The 15543-nt window shown below is 40.6% G+C and carries 17 protein-coding genes and 1 pseudogene; 5 read left to right on the top strand and 13 right to left on the bottom strand.

What is annotated here, in order from left to right; genetic code table 11:
* Window positions 1-309 precede the first annotated feature (309 nt).
* The 7 genes from LMB57_RS06255 to LMB57_RS06225 form a co-directional block, all read right to left on the bottom strand.
* Window positions 310-1977 (bottom strand): FAD-dependent oxidoreductase, encoded by a 1668-nt coding sequence (locus LMB57_RS06255; RefSeq protein WP_229270950.1) that lies wholly within the window; start codon window positions 1975-1977, stop codon window positions 310-312.
* A gap of 13 nt (window positions 1978-1990) precedes the next feature.
* Window positions 1991-2554, bottom strand: coding sequence for an alkyl hydroperoxide reductase subunit C (gene ahpC / locus LMB57_RS06250; protein WP_035153248.1), 564 nt, complete (start codon window positions 2552-2554; stop codon window positions 1991-1993).
* 100 nt (window positions 2555-2654) lie between these two features.
* A complete protein-coding gene (sdaAA, locus tag LMB57_RS06245; RefSeq protein WP_229278132.1) occupies window positions 2655-3536 on the bottom strand; it encodes an L-serine ammonia-lyase, iron-sulfur-dependent, subunit alpha in 882 nt (293 codons plus the stop codon).
* Between the two features lie 11 nt (window positions 3537-3547).
* Complete coding sequence (locus LMB57_RS06240) at window positions 3548-4210, bottom strand: serine dehydratase beta chain (protein ID WP_229278131.1); 663 nt, start codon at window positions 4208-4210, stop codon at window positions 3548-3550.
* 71 nt (window positions 4211-4281) lie between these two features.
* Window positions 4282-4974: a hypothetical protein gene (locus LMB57_RS06235; protein WP_229278130.1), complete on the bottom strand. Its 693-nt coding sequence runs from the start codon at window positions 4972-4974 to the stop codon at window positions 4282-4284.
* A gap of 225 nt (window positions 4975-5199) precedes the next feature.
* The gene (gene rpsN, locus LMB57_RS06230; protein ID WP_003667006.1) at window positions 5200-5469 is read right to left on the bottom strand and encodes a 30S ribosomal protein S14; all 270 of its coding nucleotides are present in this window, start codon (window positions 5467-5469) and stop codon (window positions 5200-5202) included.
* 146 nt (window positions 5470-5615) lie between these two features.
* On the bottom strand, window positions 5616-6494 hold the full coding sequence (locus LMB57_RS06225) for a metallophosphoesterase family protein (RefSeq protein WP_229270946.1): 879 nt from the start codon (window positions 6492-6494) through the stop codon (window positions 5616-5618).
* A 119-nt stretch (window positions 6495-6613) separates the two neighbouring features.
* Here LMB57_RS06225 and LMB57_RS06220 point away from each other — a divergent pair, with 119 nt between their 5' ends.
* Window positions 6614-7849: an MFS transporter gene (locus tag LMB57_RS06220; protein ID WP_229270945.1), complete on the top strand. Its 1236-nt coding sequence runs from the start codon at window positions 6614-6616 to the stop codon at window positions 7847-7849.
* Window positions 7850-7869: 20 nt separating this feature from the next.
* Window positions 7870-8571, top strand: a complete 702-nt coding sequence (gene ubiE / locus LMB57_RS06215; RefSeq protein ID WP_229270944.1) for a bifunctional demethylmenaquinone methyltransferase/2-methoxy-6-polyprenyl-1,4-benzoquinol methylase UbiE — start codon at window positions 7870-7872, stop codon at window positions 8569-8571.
* A 35-nt stretch (window positions 8572-8606) separates the two neighbouring features.
* Here ubiE and LMB57_RS06210 read toward each other — a convergent pair whose 3' ends face one another.
* Window positions 8607-9506, bottom strand: coding sequence for a prenyltransferase (locus LMB57_RS06210; RefSeq protein WP_229270943.1), 900 nt, complete (start codon window positions 9504-9506; stop codon window positions 8607-8609).
* Window positions 9507-9586: 80 nt separating this feature from the next.
* On the opposite strand from LMB57_RS06210, the gene LMB57_RS06205 reads away from it, so the two are divergent.
* Window positions 9587-10567, top strand: a complete 981-nt coding sequence (locus LMB57_RS06205) for a polyprenyl synthetase family protein (RefSeq protein ID WP_229270942.1) — start codon at window positions 9587-9589, stop codon at window positions 10565-10567.
* A gap of 9 nt (window positions 10568-10576) precedes the next feature.
* Here the strand turns inward: LMB57_RS06205 and LMB57_RS06200 are convergent, their stop codons facing one another.
* Window positions 10577-11272 carry a beta-galactosidase trimerization domain-containing protein gene (locus LMB57_RS06200; RefSeq protein ID WP_229270941.1) on the bottom strand — a complete coding sequence of 232 codons (696 nt, stop codon included), beginning with the start codon at window positions 11270-11272 and terminating at the stop codon, window positions 10577-10579.
* 128 nt (window positions 11273-11400) lie between these two features.
* Between LMB57_RS06200 and LMB57_RS06195 the strand changes: the two genes are divergently transcribed.
* Entirely contained in the window at window positions 11401-11880 is a 480-nt protein-coding gene (locus LMB57_RS06195) for a hypothetical protein (protein ID WP_229270940.1), read from the top strand.
* Between the two features lie 51 nt (window positions 11881-11931).
* On the opposite strand, the gene LMB57_RS06190 is transcribed toward LMB57_RS06195, so the two are convergent.
* Both LMB57_RS06190 and LMB57_RS06185 read right to left on the bottom strand, forming a co-directional pair.
* Entirely contained in the window at window positions 11932-12759 is an 828-nt protein-coding gene (locus LMB57_RS06190; RefSeq protein ID WP_229270939.1) for an exodeoxyribonuclease III, read from the bottom strand.
* Between the two features lie 2 nt (window positions 12760-12761).
* Window positions 12762-13094, bottom strand: a pseudogene (locus LMB57_RS06185) (MazG-like family protein).
* A gap of 149 nt (window positions 13095-13243) precedes the next feature.
* Between LMB57_RS06185 and LMB57_RS06180 the strand changes: the two are divergent.
* Complete coding sequence (locus tag LMB57_RS06180) at window positions 13244-13468, top strand: hypothetical protein (protein WP_229270938.1); 225 nt, start codon at window positions 13244-13246, stop codon at window positions 13466-13468.
* A gap of 161 nt (window positions 13469-13629) precedes the next feature.
* Here the strand turns inward: LMB57_RS06180 and rplS are convergent, their stop codons facing one another.
* Window positions 13630-13989: a 50S ribosomal protein L19 gene (gene rplS, locus LMB57_RS06175; protein WP_003675625.1), complete on the bottom strand. Its 360-nt coding sequence runs from the start codon at window positions 13987-13989 to the stop codon at window positions 13630-13632.
* A 122-nt stretch (window positions 13990-14111) separates the two neighbouring features.
* Window positions 14112-15542, bottom strand: a complete 1431-nt coding sequence (locus LMB57_RS06170; RefSeq protein ID WP_229272212.1) for an APC family permease — start codon at window positions 15540-15542, stop codon at window positions 14112-14114.
* Between the last annotated feature and the right edge of the window lies 1 nt (window position 15543).

Raw genomic sequence — 15543 nt, 5'->3', positions numbered from 1 at the left:
AACAGGATTTAGATAAATTTCAATACATAAGTTTATGTTTTTTGCTGTTTTTAGGCGTTTCCTAGCATTTTATTCTTCCTTAACGCTGATAAATAAAGATTTTCATCCCATTATTTCATAAATGTTAAATTTTGATTTCGATTGTCATTAATAAAAAACTCAAGCATTTTATCGTTAATCCTCCGTCACTTTCTATTTATCACTTGATATAAAACCTTTTTCTAGAGGATAATAATCGCGCAATTCATACAATCTAGCAAAACAAAAACGAGGATCAAAGAGTTTCACTTCTTCAAATCCTCGTTTATCTTAATTTTGATGATGTTTTTCAACTGCCGTAACTAATTCTTCCAATGATTGACTACCAAAAATAACTGGATCGTCCCCAATCATTGTTGCTGGAACACTCATAATCTTCTTTTCTTTCCGCAATTCTGGGAAATGCTGCAGATCAATCATCGTGGCAGTAATTCCCGTATTGAGAGAAGCCATCCGTTGACAAGCCGCAACAACATCAGGACAGAAATGACAAGTTAAGGAAACACCGATCCGAATCTTAGTCGGAGCAAGTTTCTTAATTCGTTCTACCATTTCTGGCGCAATCGTTTGTCCAGGACCGGCAACGTTGTAGACGCCTAGAACCAAGGAGTTTAATTCATGACCCGTTGGAATCCCAGCATAGTGTAAGCCTGTATCATTACCATCCACATCAAGTAAGCGTAATTGTGGCAAGTACTTTACGTCTGTTGATGCTGGCTGAGTCTCCATCTGTAGGTGTTTATCAAGAGATACAAATTCTTCAACAAAGCTAACTAACTGATTGCTAAGTTCTGTCCCATTGGTTAATACTTGGAGTTTAATATCCTTGGTTAAGCGGGCAAAGATTGGTTGTAACTGTTGGTCAATCTCAGCTGGCAACCAGTTTCCTTCATGTGGCGTGGTGTTTTCTTGTTGACTAAGTTCGCTCGTCTGCCCCACGGTCTTAGCAGGCTTTTTATTAGTTTCTGCATGAATCGGAATACCTTGCTTTTCCTTTTGCATAATAATGTATCGTTCTGCGGCAGTGGAAGCAACTGCCCCATCGGATGCAGCCGTCACAATCTGACGAAGATTTTTATGGATAACATCCCCAGCAGCATAAACGCCATCGATGTTTGTCTTACCGTTTTCATCCGTCATGATATAGCCTCGATCATCCAAATCAAGGATATTAGCTAATGCTTTCGTTGCTGGTTGTGTACCAATATAAATGAACATCCCAAATGTCTGGTCACCATCATCGACATGGTAAATCGTCTCTTCACCAGTCTTATTATTAACCAAGGTAGCCGTAGTAAGATAATCATCCCCACTAACTTCCTTTACCTCGGTATTGTATTCCACACTGACTTTAGGATTATCCAAGGCACGCTTAGCCGTCAATACCGGACATGCAAAATGATCGCCACGAACTAAAACAGTAACGTGCTTGGCAAAGCGGCTCAAATAGTCAGCTTCTTCGGCGGCCGCATATCCGCCACCAACAACAAAGACTTGAAGACCGGTAAAAAGTTCGCCATCACAAGTTGAGCAATAAGCAATTCCCCGTCCACGAAATTCATTTTCACCGGGAAAACCAACTTTTTTAGGATTAGCACCAGTCGCAATAATTACGCTTCGAGCAGTATATTTTTTACCACTCTTACCAATCAATGTCTTAACTTCACCAGTAAGATCAAATTTTTCAACCGCATCATGTTGAATTTCAACCCCAAAACTAGCTACCTGGCTTTGCATCTGGTTCATCAATTGGGTACCGTCGACTTTTTCGACAGCTGGATAATTATAAACCACCGAGGTCGTCGTTACCTGACCGCCGACAGTATCTCCTTCTAAAATCAACGTATCCAGGGTTGCGCGGCCAGCATATAAACCAGCAGATAATCCCGCTGGTCCAGCACCAACGATGATTAAATCATATAAATGTTGTTCTGCCATTTAGCTCACCAAATTAAAGCTTACCAACTAGATCAAGACTTGGCTTAATTGAATCTTGGCCTGGCTTCCAGTTCGCTGGGCAGACCCGGTCACCATGTTCACGAACAAATTGGGCAGCTTGGAGTGTCCGTAAAATCTCATCAGCACTCCGACCAATTCCCATGTTGTTAATTGTGTAGGATTGGATAATACCATCAGGATCAACGATGAAGACTCCCCGGTATGCTTGACCAGCGTCTTCGTCAAGCACATCGAACATCCGAGCTAACTTACCAGCTGGGTCAGCAAGCATTGGATATTTGATCTTGCCAATCTTGTCAGAAGCCTGAGCCCATGCCTTGTGGACAAATTCGGTATCCTCAGAAACAGAGTAAATCTCAGCATTTGCTTTCTTGAAGTCTTCGTACTTATCTTGCAAAGCTTCCAATTCAGTTGGACAAACAAATGAGAAGTCAGCTGGGTAGAAGAAGAAAATACTCCACTTACCTAAAACATCCTTCTTGGATACTTCGGTTGTTTCACCATCATGATAAGCATTTACCTTAAAATCTTCAATTTCATGTCCTACAAAGTTCATGTATATCCTCTCCTTAAATTAGAATCATTCTTAACTACAACTCTTAGTATAACCCTTTTATGCTAATTTGCAAGTAATTTTAGAATAATTCTAAAAAAGATTAAATTTCTTTGCCGAAGATGTTCGCCTTAATCGCCTGTCCAGTTGGGGTTCCAGCTAGTCCACCGAGGCCTGTCTCCCGTAAATCAACTGGCATTGACCGACCCACCTTATCAAGGGCAGAAATACATTCATCGGCCGGAATCATACTCGTACAACCAGCGAGTGCCATATCGGCTGCAATCAACGCGTTTCCAGCTCCAATCGCATTTCGTTTAACGCAAGGGATTTCTACCAAACCGGCAATTGGATCACATACCAAGCCTAACAAGTTACTAAGAGCAATTGCCAATGCTTGACTGCTTTGTTCTGGACTACCACCCGCTGCTTCAACAGCCGCCGCGGCAGCCATTGCCGATGCTGAACCAACTTCTTCTTGGCAGCCACCTGTCGCACCAGCAATTCCCGCGTGATTGGCAATGATTAAACCCAAACCACCAGCAGTAAATAAGAAGCGAATCATCTGATCTTCCTTAAGGCCTAATCGTTGTTCTAACATAAAAAGGGTGCCAGGAAGAGTACCTGATGAACCGGCAGTCGGGGTTGCGCAGATGACTCCCATTGCTGCGTTAACCTCGTTAGTTGCGATCGCATTTTCCACGGCAGCCATCATAACATCACCAGAGAGAGTCTTTCCCTTTGCCCGATATTTTTTCAGCTTAATCGCCTCGCCTCCAGTTAGACCAGTTTTTGATCGAACTCCCAGCCCATTTTCACCTTGGTTAATTGCAGCCCGCATCGTCAATAAATTTATTCGCATTCGTTGCCAAACTTCTTCTCGATTGAGCCCGGATTCATGACATTCTGCCTCAATCACTAGTTCGGACAATGCTTTTTGCTGAATTTCTGCAGTTCGCACTAAATCTTTAACACTTTGATACATCGCTCTTTCTCCTAAAGACAAATTGCAGCCGGGTACTTCTTTTCAAAATAAGCAATCGTCGCTGGCTGCATTGGTTTCTTAATATCGTAAACATAGATATCACAATTATCTGCCCGTAATACCTGTCGTCGGGTAAACGGTGCCTTTTCTTCCAACTCAGCATTAATTGCCAGTGCATTGGCCATCTGTTTACTATAATCGCGAAAGATAACAATTGGTAAGGGACCTGCTGGCAAGATATCAACTCCATCGAGGCTAATTGCCCTTATTTCAATTGCCCCGCCACCAATTGAACAACCAGCAACTGTTACTTTTGTCTTGTCACCAGTCATTTGAAGAATCGCTGTGTTAGGATGGCGAATTGGACTTTCACCCGCTTCTTCAATAAAACGAAGGTCCATTCCTCCTTGACGAGCAATCATTGGCGCCGATGGAACTCGCGAATCGTCTGGTGAAAATCCTAGTAATCCCGCCGCAATTGCATAGTCTGTGCCATGACCACGATGCGTCCGAGCAAAAGACCCATAATAGTGAACGGTTACTTTAGGTGGAACCGTGCCAAAAAGTTTATTTGCGACTCGACCAATCTTTACCGCCCCTGCAGTATGCGAACTAGAAGGACCAATCATTACTGGTCCAATAATGTCAAAAACACTTTTATAGTTATTTTTCATGTTGTTGTTCCCTTAAAAATAAAATAGAGGTTGAAAGAAAAACCATGTTTTTCTCAACCTCTTCATTATAATTACTTTTTCTTTTTATGAAAGCCAAGAAATGACCAGAAGCCACGATGAGCACCAGTTTTTTTCTTTGGTTTCTTTGCTGCTTTTCGAACTTCTTTGGCAGCTTTTTCAGCGAGAGCTTTTTGCTTAGCGAGAATTGCCTCCCGCTTTTGCCGTTCTTTTTCAGCCTCTTTTCGGGCTGCCATTGCCTTTTTAGCCCGTGCTGCCCGTTGTTGAGCAGCCTCTTTCATTAATTGTGGCCGCATCTGTTCCATTGTATCAAACATTGTTGCCACTTTAATAGCTGTCTTATTAGCTAAGGCTTGATCTGTATTTGAAGCCACTTCAATATTATGGGCTGCTGCAATCTCACGTTCCCAGTATTGTTGTGTCTTAATAGGTAAACCAGTAAACTCCTGGCTCCGTAAGAACTGACCTGCTCGTGATAACTGCATCTTCAAAGAATGCTTATCAGTTTGCTGCCCATTTAATGCCTTTCGTGAATTATAGATTGCTTGATCAACAAGGTCGACCATTGCTTGTGGTTCATTATGTCCTTCCTTATGCTCTTGAAGGACATCCTCCCCCATTCTAATGGCTTCATCATAAAGGCCTTTAGAACGATCAGTCCCATTAAAGTATTTATATGTTTGCCTTACACGTACTTGATCAGCTACATCTTTACTTAGTTGATCAAAAACTACTTTTTCGTTCATTAGATTTCCACCGCCCGACTTTACTCGTCTACTATTCCTAGTATAGCAGTTATTGAGCGCGAACGAAGCTAAAATGTCAATTTTTTTAGAAGATTATCGAAAAATTTACCGATGCGACGGTTTGAACAAAGAGCAATTAAGCTATTACTAATCCTAAATTTCGTCCACTATTCAAAAAAGAGTTATCAAGAAACATAATTCTCAATAACTCCTTATAATTTTAATTTACCAACTAGCTTTACGAACACCAGGGATTTGTCCCTTGTGTGCTAGTTCACGGAACTTAATCCGTGACATTCCAAACTTACGCATGTAAGCATGTGGCCGGCCATCATAACGGTCACGATTGTGAAGACGAACCGCACTAGAGTTACGAGGGAGTTTGGATAAACCGATGTAGTCGCCCTTCGCCTTTAATTCTTTGCGCTTTTCAGCGTATTTCTTTACTAAAGCTTCTTGGTGATGTAATTTAGCAATCTTTGACTTTTTTGCCATTAAGTAGTTCTCCTTTTATATTAAAAACTTTATCTACTATAACAATTACTATTTAAAATTAAAACATCTGCGAACTCTTTTCATTTTAATATTATCGCTGATACTTACAAAAAATACAAGGATTTTGCATTACTCTTTGACTTTTCTTAACCATTAATTTTTTCCGCGTATTGGCGATATTCGTTAGCATAATTATATTGATTATTATATTCAGTTAAGAGATCGTCATCATGAGTGTAAGCACGCCCTGTCACCATCATCTTCTTGTAAAGGTCACGGTATGGCAAATCACTCTTATCTGCAATTTGTTTTTCTTGATCGCGACTATATCCAATATGGCGGAAGCTAGTTTCAGCTAAACCAATATTATCTACTTCAAGAATTAGATAATGAGCTCGTAAATCATGCTGGAGTGGTTGCCAGTGGTTAAATGGTTCGCCGACTGCTCCAGGATTTAAAACCATACGTTCATCACTCCCATATCGCAAAAGATCATGATGAACATGAGCATAGATGGCAATATCAACTGGTTCACCAGCGACATTAAATAGCTTATCAAAATTTTCACTAACTTGCGTAGGAAAAAGGGCTTGGCCCATATTAAGCCAAGGCAAATTATGAGAGATACCAAAATTAAGGGGACCAACACGTTTCGTAATGTGCATTGGCCAACTTGCAATCTTGTCAACCATTCCGTCGGGGGCATGTTCCGCAACATACTGGGCTAACCGTGCAAAGTAAATGTGGGAAGGACGTTCCATATCCATCATTCCACGAGCACCACGAACAACTAGGTCATCCCAGTTTCCTCGTACAATTACTGTTGGCTTCATTTCTTGTAAAATCTCCCAAATTGGTTTTACACTTGGACCTGGCATCAGTAAATCACCAATAAACCAATATTCATCAATATGTTGCGCTATACTATCGCGATACATTGCTTGCAACGCTGTTAGATTTCCATGCGTATCTGAAAAGATTGCAATCCTCTTTTTCACAGATGATTTCCCCTTTCTTATCTTCATTAATATATTAGCAAATTTTCTCAAAGGAGTGCTAAATTAATTTGTATTTTCAAAGGGGAAGCTCCATATTACAAATTATTTTGTTACAATATAGTTTTATGAACAAATCATTTTAGGAGATGATAATCAAAATGGATTCGGAAGTCGCAAGAGGAAAATTTCCTCACGGTTGGCACCGAACTTTTTACACCCTTTGGCTCGGCGCATTCATCACCGGGATGGGCTACTCGATGACAATGCCGTTTATCTCACTTTTTATTGCAGAATTAGGAAACTTTTCGCGTTTTCAGCTTAACATTTACTCCGGACTAGCATTCGGGGTCACCTTCATTAGTCAAGCCATCGTTTCACCATTCTGGGGTAATCTGGCTGATCGCAAAGGACGAAAACTAATGTGTATGCGTGCATCGGGAGTAATGGCTTGTACAATCTGTGCAATTGGGTTTGCCCAAAGTGTCTGGATGATTATTGGCATGCGGTTCTTTCAAGGAGTTTTTTCTGGCTATATCAATAATGCTACTGCTTTAATGGCTGGTGAAACACCCCATAACAGGTCGGGTTGGGTAATGTCAGCGATGACTACTGCAGGGGTGGCTGGCAATTTGGTTGGTCCTTTGCTTGGTGGTTTCCTATCAGGATTGTTTGGGTACCGAATCCCGTTTTTCATCACCGGAGCACTAATGTTTTGTGTCTTTCTCAGTACGTGGTTATTGACGGTAGAACATTTTACCCCAATTAAAAAAGAAGCGATGAAGCCAATGAAAGAGATAATTCATAATCTGGATAATCCACCATTGATCTTCGTTATGTTCTTAACCACAATGATTGTTACTTCTTCAACGATGTCAATTGACCCAATTATCAGTTTGTATGTTCGGCAATTGATGGGCGGCCATGGCAACATTGCCTTTGTTGCCGGGATTGTTGCTGCTACTCCAGGACTAGGAACATTGCTTGCCGCTTCAAAGGTTGGTCACACGATGGACCGGATTGGACCAGAAAAAGTATTACAGATTGGGATTCTCACGGCATTCATCCTTTTTATCCCAATGACCATTACTAAATCCCCATGGGCCTTGGCCTTTTGGCGTTTCTTGCTTGGGTTGGCAAATGCGGCGTTAATGCCTGCTACTCAAACAGTCTTAACCCTTGACGTCCCAACCGAAGCATTCGGCCGGATCTTTAGTTATAATCAATCTTTCCAAGCTGCAGGTGCAGTGTTAGGATCAATTCTTGGGTCATTCATCTCTGGGATTTCTAGTTATGAAATGGTCTTTGTCATTACTGGTTTGACTCTCCTGCTTAACTTTATCTTGGTTATGTTGGTTAGACCAAAGAAGCAGTTTACAGAATAACTTAAAGAAAAGAGAAAATCATGGTTCAAACAAATAAATTATTAAATGAACACGAAGTAAATAACTTATTTTCCCGGGTCGCCCCCCGCTATGACTTATTAAACAATGTGATTAGTCTAGGAACACAGAAAATATGGCGGCATGAACTTTTTAACCAGCTTCAAATTAAACCTACTGATAATGCCTTAGATGTTTGCTGCGGAACTGGGGACCTCGCAATTGCACTGGCTAAGCGGATCTCTGCCGGACGAATAACTGGGCTTGATTTTAATAAAGAAATGTTGGAGATTGCTAAAGAAAAAACAAAGATGATTGGCAATCTTTTCTTGGTACAGGGGGATGCCATGGCGTTGCCGTTTGATGACAATAGCTTTGATATCGTTACCATCGGCTTTGGTCTACGAAATGTTCCAGATGCAGATAAGGCACTCAGCGAGATTTACCGGGTCCTCAAGCCAGGTGGCCAATTCGTTAGCTTGGAAATGTCGCAACCGACTAACCCAATTATTAAAGCCGGCTGGAAAGCTTACTTTACAGCCTTTCCCTGGATGGCTTCATTAGCTGGTGGCCATTACCGAGATTATCAATATTTAAAGAAAACCAGCCAACAATTCGTCTCCGCCCATCAACTTGCGCGGATGATGAAGGCAGTGGGATTTAGGGAAGTCCATTATCAACCATTGAATTTCGGTGCAGCTGCATTACATTTTGGCGATAAATAAAAAATCGGGTCTGAAAAAATTCAGAACCCGATTTTTTAAATTAGCCCAATCGCAAATGTTATGACTTGAACCAACGAACCAATTAATAATATTTTAACTGCACATGGGAAGGTCTCTTTCTTAACTTGCTTAGCAAATAACATCCGTGTTTGCTTAACCATAAACGGGATGATCAATAAGGTTAATAAAACTGTCCACGGTACGAAATGAAGAACCGCGGCGAAAATAATAGCTAAAAACGCTAAAACATTCTTAATAGCAAACGCATATAGGCCATTTTTCTGCCCAATAAAGTGAATAACTGTATGACGGCGATTGTCTTCATCTTCACCCGCATCACAAATATTATTTGCTAATAACAGGTTAGAAATCCATAATTCATCAGGTAAAGCAACAAGAAAGACAACCCCGATATTTGACCAGGACCATGTAAATTGGGGGCCAACGTTAATAAAGACAGAGATAAGGGTAATCATGAACCCCATTGTAAATCCCGAGGCAAATTCACCAACTGGCAATCCTGATAACGGGAAAGGACCAGAAGAGTAAAGAATGCCGATCGCAAAACAAAAGATTCCCATCCATAATAGTGGAAGACCGACACGGGTTACTAAATAGATTCCGATTAAACCAGCCACTACACTAAAGGCAAGTAAGAGACCAAGCACTAAACGCGGTGAAATATTTTCCCGCCCGATAATATTTGTATTTTTCTTATAATCAACGGTATCGATGGCATGGTTATAGTCATTATAATTATCCATCATATCAACCGCCATATTAAATAATAGCATTGCAATGAAAAACAGAACTGAATTTAGCAGGTTTAGTGAATGATAATAATAGACACTAAGGCAAACCCCGAGGAGCATCGGTAAGATACTGGCAGTTTTGGCCTTAATTTCTACTAATTCTAAAAAAACATTTAACGACATTTAGTAAATTTTCCTTTCATAATTCCTTAGTTGTTCGGTACAATATAGATGGTACACCATAACAAAGGAATTATCGATTAATGAAACAACATTTTTTTCATACCTATCCGGCGATTAATAACGCTCTAGGCAAAGTAAATCAAACAATTAATGACCGGATTACAATTAAAAATACCCAATTACACGATGCCTTGCAACAGATGGCTTCAAATGGTGGTAAATACCTTCGTCCAGCATTCTTCCTTTTATTTGTGAATCTCAATCATCAAACTGCAACTGAGCGAGAAAAACTAATTAAAATTGCCTCGTCACTTGAGGTTTTACACATGGCTACTTTGATCCATGACGATATTATTGATGATTCACCTAAGCGTCGCGGAGCTGTCAGTGTTCAAGCCGCCTTTGGTAAAGATACGGCTGTCTATACTGGAGACTTCCTTTTTACTATCTTCTTTGACCTCCTAGCGGAAACAATGACCGGGTCCCCCTATTTGACACGAAATGCGCGGACAATGAGAAAGATTCTTACTGGAGAACTAGGACAGATGGATAATCGCTTTGATCTTAATCAATCATTACTCGATTATTATCGCAATGTAAACGGCAAAACGGCTGCTATCTTTAGTCTTGCCGCTGAAGAAGGAGCCTATTTTGGGCATGGTGATCGTCGTACTATCAACTTAGCAAAACGAATTGGGCAAAATATCGGGATCAGCTTCCAGATATTGGATGATATCCTTGATTATTCAGGGGATGAACGCCTTAACAAACCTGTTTTGGAGGATTTAGCAACTGGGGTTTATTCCCTTCCTCTTCTTTTAACCTTGCAAAAGCACCGGCATGAATTAGAACCGTTACTTGCCAAAAAACGCCAAATGACGATTGAAGATATGGAAAAAGTCCAAAAGATTGTTATTACTCGTGGTGGTGTTGAACAGGCGCAAGAAATTGCTATTAAGTTTACACAAAAAGCACAAACCGAAATCGATCAATTAACAGATAAGCATACCCGAAAGATGTTAAAGTTGGTAGCAAATAAGTTATTGACAAGGGTAAATTAAAGCTGTTTTTTACTCTTGAACCAAGATCTCAACGTCCCACGAATCAAGCATCGTTTCAGGTGAATTGCCAGTCAAAAGATCTCGGTAACCCTTTTGAAATTCTAATGGCAATGGTCGTTTACCCTTTCCCATATTAAGGACAAAGTAAATATCCTGCCCCGCTGAATTTTGGCATTTTGTTATCTCAAGTTCTGTTGGCTCTTTGACTAACGCGGAAAGGTGCAAATCATCAACAATATGCATAATAATCTTACGGAAACTGAGATGGTCAAGACGACTTCCGACATACCATGCTTTCCCCTTTGAATAGGTATTCTCGGTTACCGCGGGAGTCCCAGCATAAAACTCACTAGCGTATTTAGCCAGGACATGGGCGCCTTTAAGCCGAATTAAATCTGCGATTAAATATCCAGTTAATTCATCCCCTGTCGTCATTGCTAATTTAACATCTTTATCAGGGAGGATTGCATCACTTTCTTCAACCCACAGTCCCATTACGTCTTTTAATGGTCCAGGGTAGCCACCAGGATAAATATTGTCGGATTCATTCACCATTCCGGACATAAAACTAGTAATGAAATTACCTCCGCTAGCAACATAATCCGTAATCTTCTGGCCTAAGCCATCCTTGACTATGTAAAGAATAGGAGCAACTATGAGATCATATTGGCTAAAATCATCATCATCCGAAATTACATCAGTCATTAGTATCTATCACATTTTCAAAATCGCTTCCAGCAAATGATGAGCTTCTTAATTATTTTCCCTTGTTTATTTCTCTTAAAATGATCATAATTAAGAGGACGAGATTTATTGATGAGGAGATTTACATTATGAATAAAGTTTCTAAGGGCCTTGTACTCGCTCTTGCTGGTATTACTGTTGGAACTAGCACTGGACTTAACACTACCCTTTTTCAATCAACTAGTGTTGCCTATGCTGCTGAGATGACAAAGGAAAAGAATGATTTAGCTAATCGTTATATTGCTGATTATTTAGGCAACTGTCAACAATATGAACAAAATGACAAAACATTCAAAGGCTTTTCTTCAATCAAGGATATTACCTATTCGCGGGACAACAGGATTAAGATTGATGTTAATAATGATATCTATCAGTTATCTAAAGCCCGGCGTTCACTTTTGATTCAAGATTTGCAAAATGGTGTGTATGGCACATTAGCAGATAACGACCTTAAGAAATTATCTGAAAAAGATATTCAAAAGGGCTGCCCAACTACTGTTTACTTGAATGGGAAGGTAATTGGCCACACTGCTAAAAATGATAATCACCACATTATTTGGAATAAATAACAAAATAAGAGATTTGGGACAAAGTTGATGTTCCAAATCTCTTATTTTCATTTAAAGGTCAATTTCTAGAATAATTGGCGTATGATCGCGGCGTTCTCCACTATCGATCATCCCCGCTTCTGTAATCTTATCAGCAAGTCGGTCACTGACTAACCAGTAATCAATCCGCCAGCCAGAATTATTTTGTTTACTAGTAATTACCCGTTGTGCCCACCAGGAATAAACTCCCCTTTCGTCGGGGTGGAGGTGCCGGAAACTATCAGTAAAACCAGCAGCTAATAGTTTTGAGAAATGCGTACGTTCTTCATCAGTAAAGCCAGCTGAATGATGGTTGGTTGCTGGATGAGCTAAATCAATCTCTTCATGAGCCACATTAAAATCACCACTAGCAATTACCGGTTTTTGCTGGTCAAGTTCATGCAGGTAGTCACGGTAACAATCATCCCATGTTTGCCTCTCATCTAACCGTTTAAGCCCATTGCCGGAATTTGGCGTATATACTTCCGTGACATAAAAGTCTGGAAATTCAAGAGTAATGATTCTTCCCTCATCATCCATTGGTTCTGGTGCATTAATTTTAGGATAAGTTACTTTCGGCTCATATTGGGCTAAATAAAGATACATGGTCCCAGCATAGCCTTTCCGTGCTGGTTCAACGGAACTCCGCCATGTTACTTCATAATTGGGGAATAATTCTTGTAAAACCGTCAAATGTTTCTTAGTCGGCCCATTCTTTGACAACTTGGTCTCTTGAATGGCGATGACATCCGGCTTCATCGCTGCAATCTTTTTTAATACTTCCCGCGTTTCCCCAGCCCGTACGGAGGTTCCGGTTAGTGCGGCATTAATTGAATCAATGTTCCACGAAATAAATTTCACAGTTACTTCTCCTTTTTATTTTTTGATTTAAGGTCGCTTTCTTTGATGAATACCCAGCGGTAGTTGTCTTACCCGGTCGCTTTGCAATTTCTTAGTAAGCCAGTGGTAAGTGCTAGTTGATGGTCAACGCCCACTAATTTACAAAAGATTAGCAGTGCAATCTGTAAGTCACCGATGCTGTCGATAAGCCTAGTCTGATTTTCCTTATTATACGCACTAGAAAGTTCGCCAAGCTCCTCAGCTATCTTCATAAATTCGACACGTGGATCCGCGTGGTCAATCCCGCGCTCATGTGCCCACTTATCAATCTTTTGAAATAGCTCCTCGTAGTTCATCACATCGCACCCCATCAAGTGATAATTCTAGTCTTTACTATAAGGTAAAAGAGCTGGCTACGCAATAAGAAGATTTCACATAAGCCTTCTTAACAGTATTTATTAATCACCGCTGTTATAATTATTGCTAAAGAAAGGAAGTGAAACAAATGGACTTAACCAAGTATCGAATCGACCCTGCTAAGTTTGCTTTAGCTTGTGTGCAAAGTTCACCCGATCTTACTACTGAAGATAAATTAAAGGTTTACAAGGAAGCATACGAAGCAGCGTTTACTTTCTATCATCAAATTCAAACAGCCGTTATTAATAAAGGCCGTTCGAAGGAAGATCACAGTCTAAAGGAAATGGGAGACTTTTTCGATTTAAAGAACTAAACCAATCACCAAAATCACTACCTATCAAAATCTCCCGTACTACATTGATGAAAAAATTTTTTAAATTAACTTATACTGACTACTCACTGCAATCATAATTGTGGTGAGTATTTTTAATTTAAAACAAAAAAGAACCCTTGATACACAAGGGTTCTGCACTACTAGTTGTCGCGACGACGTTCAGCGATACGAGTAGCCTTACCAGTACGTTCACGTAAGTAGTAAAGCTTAGCACGACGTACACGACCGTAACGAAGAACATCAATCTTGTCAACACGTGGTGAGTGAACTGGGAAAGTACGTTCAACACCTACACCGTTACTGATCTTACGTACAGTGTAAGTAGCACTGATACCAGCACCGTGGCGCTTGATAACAACACCTTCGAACATTTGGATACGTTCACGTGAACCTTCAACGATCCGAGCGTGAACACGAACAGTATCACCGGCACGGAATTCTGGAATATCATCCCGTAATTGACTAGCAGTAATCTTTTCGATTAACTTGTTTTGACGCATAATATATTTCTTTCCTTTCGCCGACATTCATGTCCTGTATGACGGGCAGCGGAATACCGTTATTCACAGCTAAACAGCCAATAACTACTATACATTGTTTTCAGCTGTCTTTCAAGGGTAAATTAGTGAGTTTCTTTATTAATGATTGAGTGACGAATTCCATAGATAAAATAAATTAACAAACCGATTACAAACCAACCCACCATTAAAATTTTCGCATCAGTATTTAAGCCCCAGAAGATCACAGCTGAAAAGATTGCCGATACAGCTGGAAGTACAGGGTACAGCGGCATCTTAAACTGGGCTTCGGGCAAGTCTACCCCTTCTCGTGGACGTAAGGCATAAATCCCCAGTGAAACAAAGATAAATGCAACCAAGGTTCCCGCAGAAACAAGGGTTGCCAAGAACGTAAATGGGAAAACAGAACCCAAGATCATGGCCAAGAAAGTAATCATCCATAATGCATGATTAGGGACATGTTTATCATCGATTTGTCCAAGTGACTTTGGCAATAATCCGTCCCGTCCAAAGGCATAGATCAGGCGAGAAGAAGCTAAGAGAATTGCGATTAATGCAGAGAAAATACCAACAATCGCAACAACGGAAAGCAAGTTCGCCGTAATATAGTGTCCAGACTGTCTTAAAGCCCAAGCTGCTGGTTCGGCATTATTTGCATAACGGTTATATTTAAACATCCCCACTAATACAAGTGAAACTGCAATAAAGAAGCCTGTTCCTAGTAACAATGTCCCAATTAGTCCCCGTGGCATCGTTTTTTGTGGATCAATCGTTTCAGCTGTATTAGCCGCAATTGCATCAAAACCGACGTAGGCAATAAAGATTTGCGCAGTTCCAGCTAATATTCCCTGCCAGCCTCCAAAAGTAGTGCCCGGTTGATGAGCGGGGAAAAATGGGACATAGTTTTGGGGATGAATTGCAGTTGCTCCCACGACGATAAACATTAAAATAACCAATAACTTTACACTAACAATAATATTTTCAATTCGGCTAACCTGGTGAACTCCGCGGGAAATTAAGATTCCAACAATTAGAATTGCAAAGGCAGCCAGTATATCAATATAAGACCCTGTATGTGGATCAAACCCACCAGTTAAGGCATGCGGTAATTTAATTCCAAAACTCCCGAGAAAGCCTTGCATATAGGCTGACCATCCAGACGCAACAAAAGCCACTGAAATAAAATACTCTGCTAAAAGCGCCCAACCAGCAATCCAGCCAAAGAATTCACCAAACAAAACATTGATCCAGGAAAAAGCGGAACCAGCAAAAGGCAGTACCGAGGACGTTTCCGCATAGGCCAATGCCGATAATCCTGCACCGATTGCGGCTACAATGAAAGCCAATGGAACTGCAGGACCAGTATGCTCTGCTGCCACAATCCCTGGTAAAGTAAAGATGGCTGTTCCCACTACCATCCCCGTTCCTAGTCCAATTAAGTCCCTTGTTCGTAGGCTCGGAGCTAATTGCGCATCTTTTTCTTCATAAACACGCGGGTTTTGCTTAAGAAATAATCGTTTAATTAATTTTTTCATT

The sequence above is a fragment of the Limosilactobacillus secundus genome, assembly GCF_020784695.1.
GTDB classification, from domain to species: Bacteria; Bacillota; Bacilli; order Lactobacillales; family Lactobacillaceae; genus Limosilactobacillus; species Limosilactobacillus reuteri_F.
The sequence above is the reverse complement of the archived record's forward strand: the minus strand, read 5'-3'. Positions and strand labels throughout refer to the sequence as shown.

Bases quoted from the DNA above. Each gene is read 5' to 3' on its own strand.
- ubiE (WP_229270944.1), top strand. From the start codon at position 7,870: ATGGTTCAAACAAATAAATTATTAAATGAACACGAAGTAAATAACTTA.
- LMB57_RS06195 (WP_229270940.1), top strand. From the start codon at position 11,401: ATGAATAAAGTTTCTAAGGGCCTTGTACTCGCTCTTGCTGGTATTACT.
- LMB57_RS06220 (WP_229270945.1), top strand. From the start codon at position 6,614: ATGATAATCAAAATGGATTCGGAAGTCGCAAGAGGAAAATTTCCTCAC.
- LMB57_RS06210 (WP_229270943.1), bottom strand. From the start codon at position 9,506: ATGTCGTTAAATGTTTTTTTAGAATTAGTAGAAATTAAGGCCAAAACT.
- LMB57_RS06255 (WP_229270950.1), bottom strand. From the start codon at position 1,977: ATGGCAGAACAACATTTATATGATTTAATCATCGTTGGTGCTGGACCA.
- ahpC (WP_035153248.1), bottom strand. From the start codon at position 2,554: ATGAACTTTGTAGGACATGAAATTGAAGATTTTAAGGTAAATGCTTAT.
- rplS (WP_003675625.1), bottom strand. From the start codon at position 13,989: ATGCGTCAAAACAAGTTAATCGAAAAGATTACTGCTAGTCAATTACGG.
- LMB57_RS06205 (WP_229270942.1), top strand. From the start codon at position 9,587: ATGAAACAACATTTTTTTCATACCTATCCGGCGATTAATAACGCTCTA.
- LMB57_RS06240 (WP_229278131.1), bottom strand. From the start codon at position 4,210: ATGAAAAATAACTATAAAAGTGTTTTTGACATTATTGGACCAGTAATG.
- LMB57_RS06200 (WP_229270941.1), bottom strand. From the start codon at position 11,272: ATGACTGATGTAATTTCGGATGATGATGATTTTAGCCAATATGATCTC.
- LMB57_RS06235 (WP_229278130.1), bottom strand. From the start codon at position 4,974: ATGAACGAAAAAGTAGTTTTTGATCAACTAAGTAAAGATGTAGCTGAT.
- LMB57_RS06180 (WP_229270938.1), top strand. From the start codon at position 13,244: ATGGACTTAACCAAGTATCGAATCGACCCTGCTAAGTTTGCTTTAGCT.
- LMB57_RS06170 (WP_229272212.1), bottom strand. From the start codon at position 15,542: ATGAAAAAATTAATTAAACGATTATTTCTTAAGCAAAACCCGCGTGTT.
- LMB57_RS06225 (WP_229270946.1), bottom strand. From the start codon at position 6,494: ATGAAGATAAGAAAGGGGAAATCATCTGTGAAAAAGAGGATTGCAATC.
- rpsN (WP_003667006.1), bottom strand. From the start codon at position 5,469: ATGGCAAAAAAGTCAAAGATTGCTAAATTACATCACCAAGAAGCTTTA.
- sdaAA (WP_229278132.1), bottom strand. From the start codon at position 3,536: ATGTATCAAAGTGTTAAAGATTTAGTGCGAACTGCAGAAATTCAGCAA.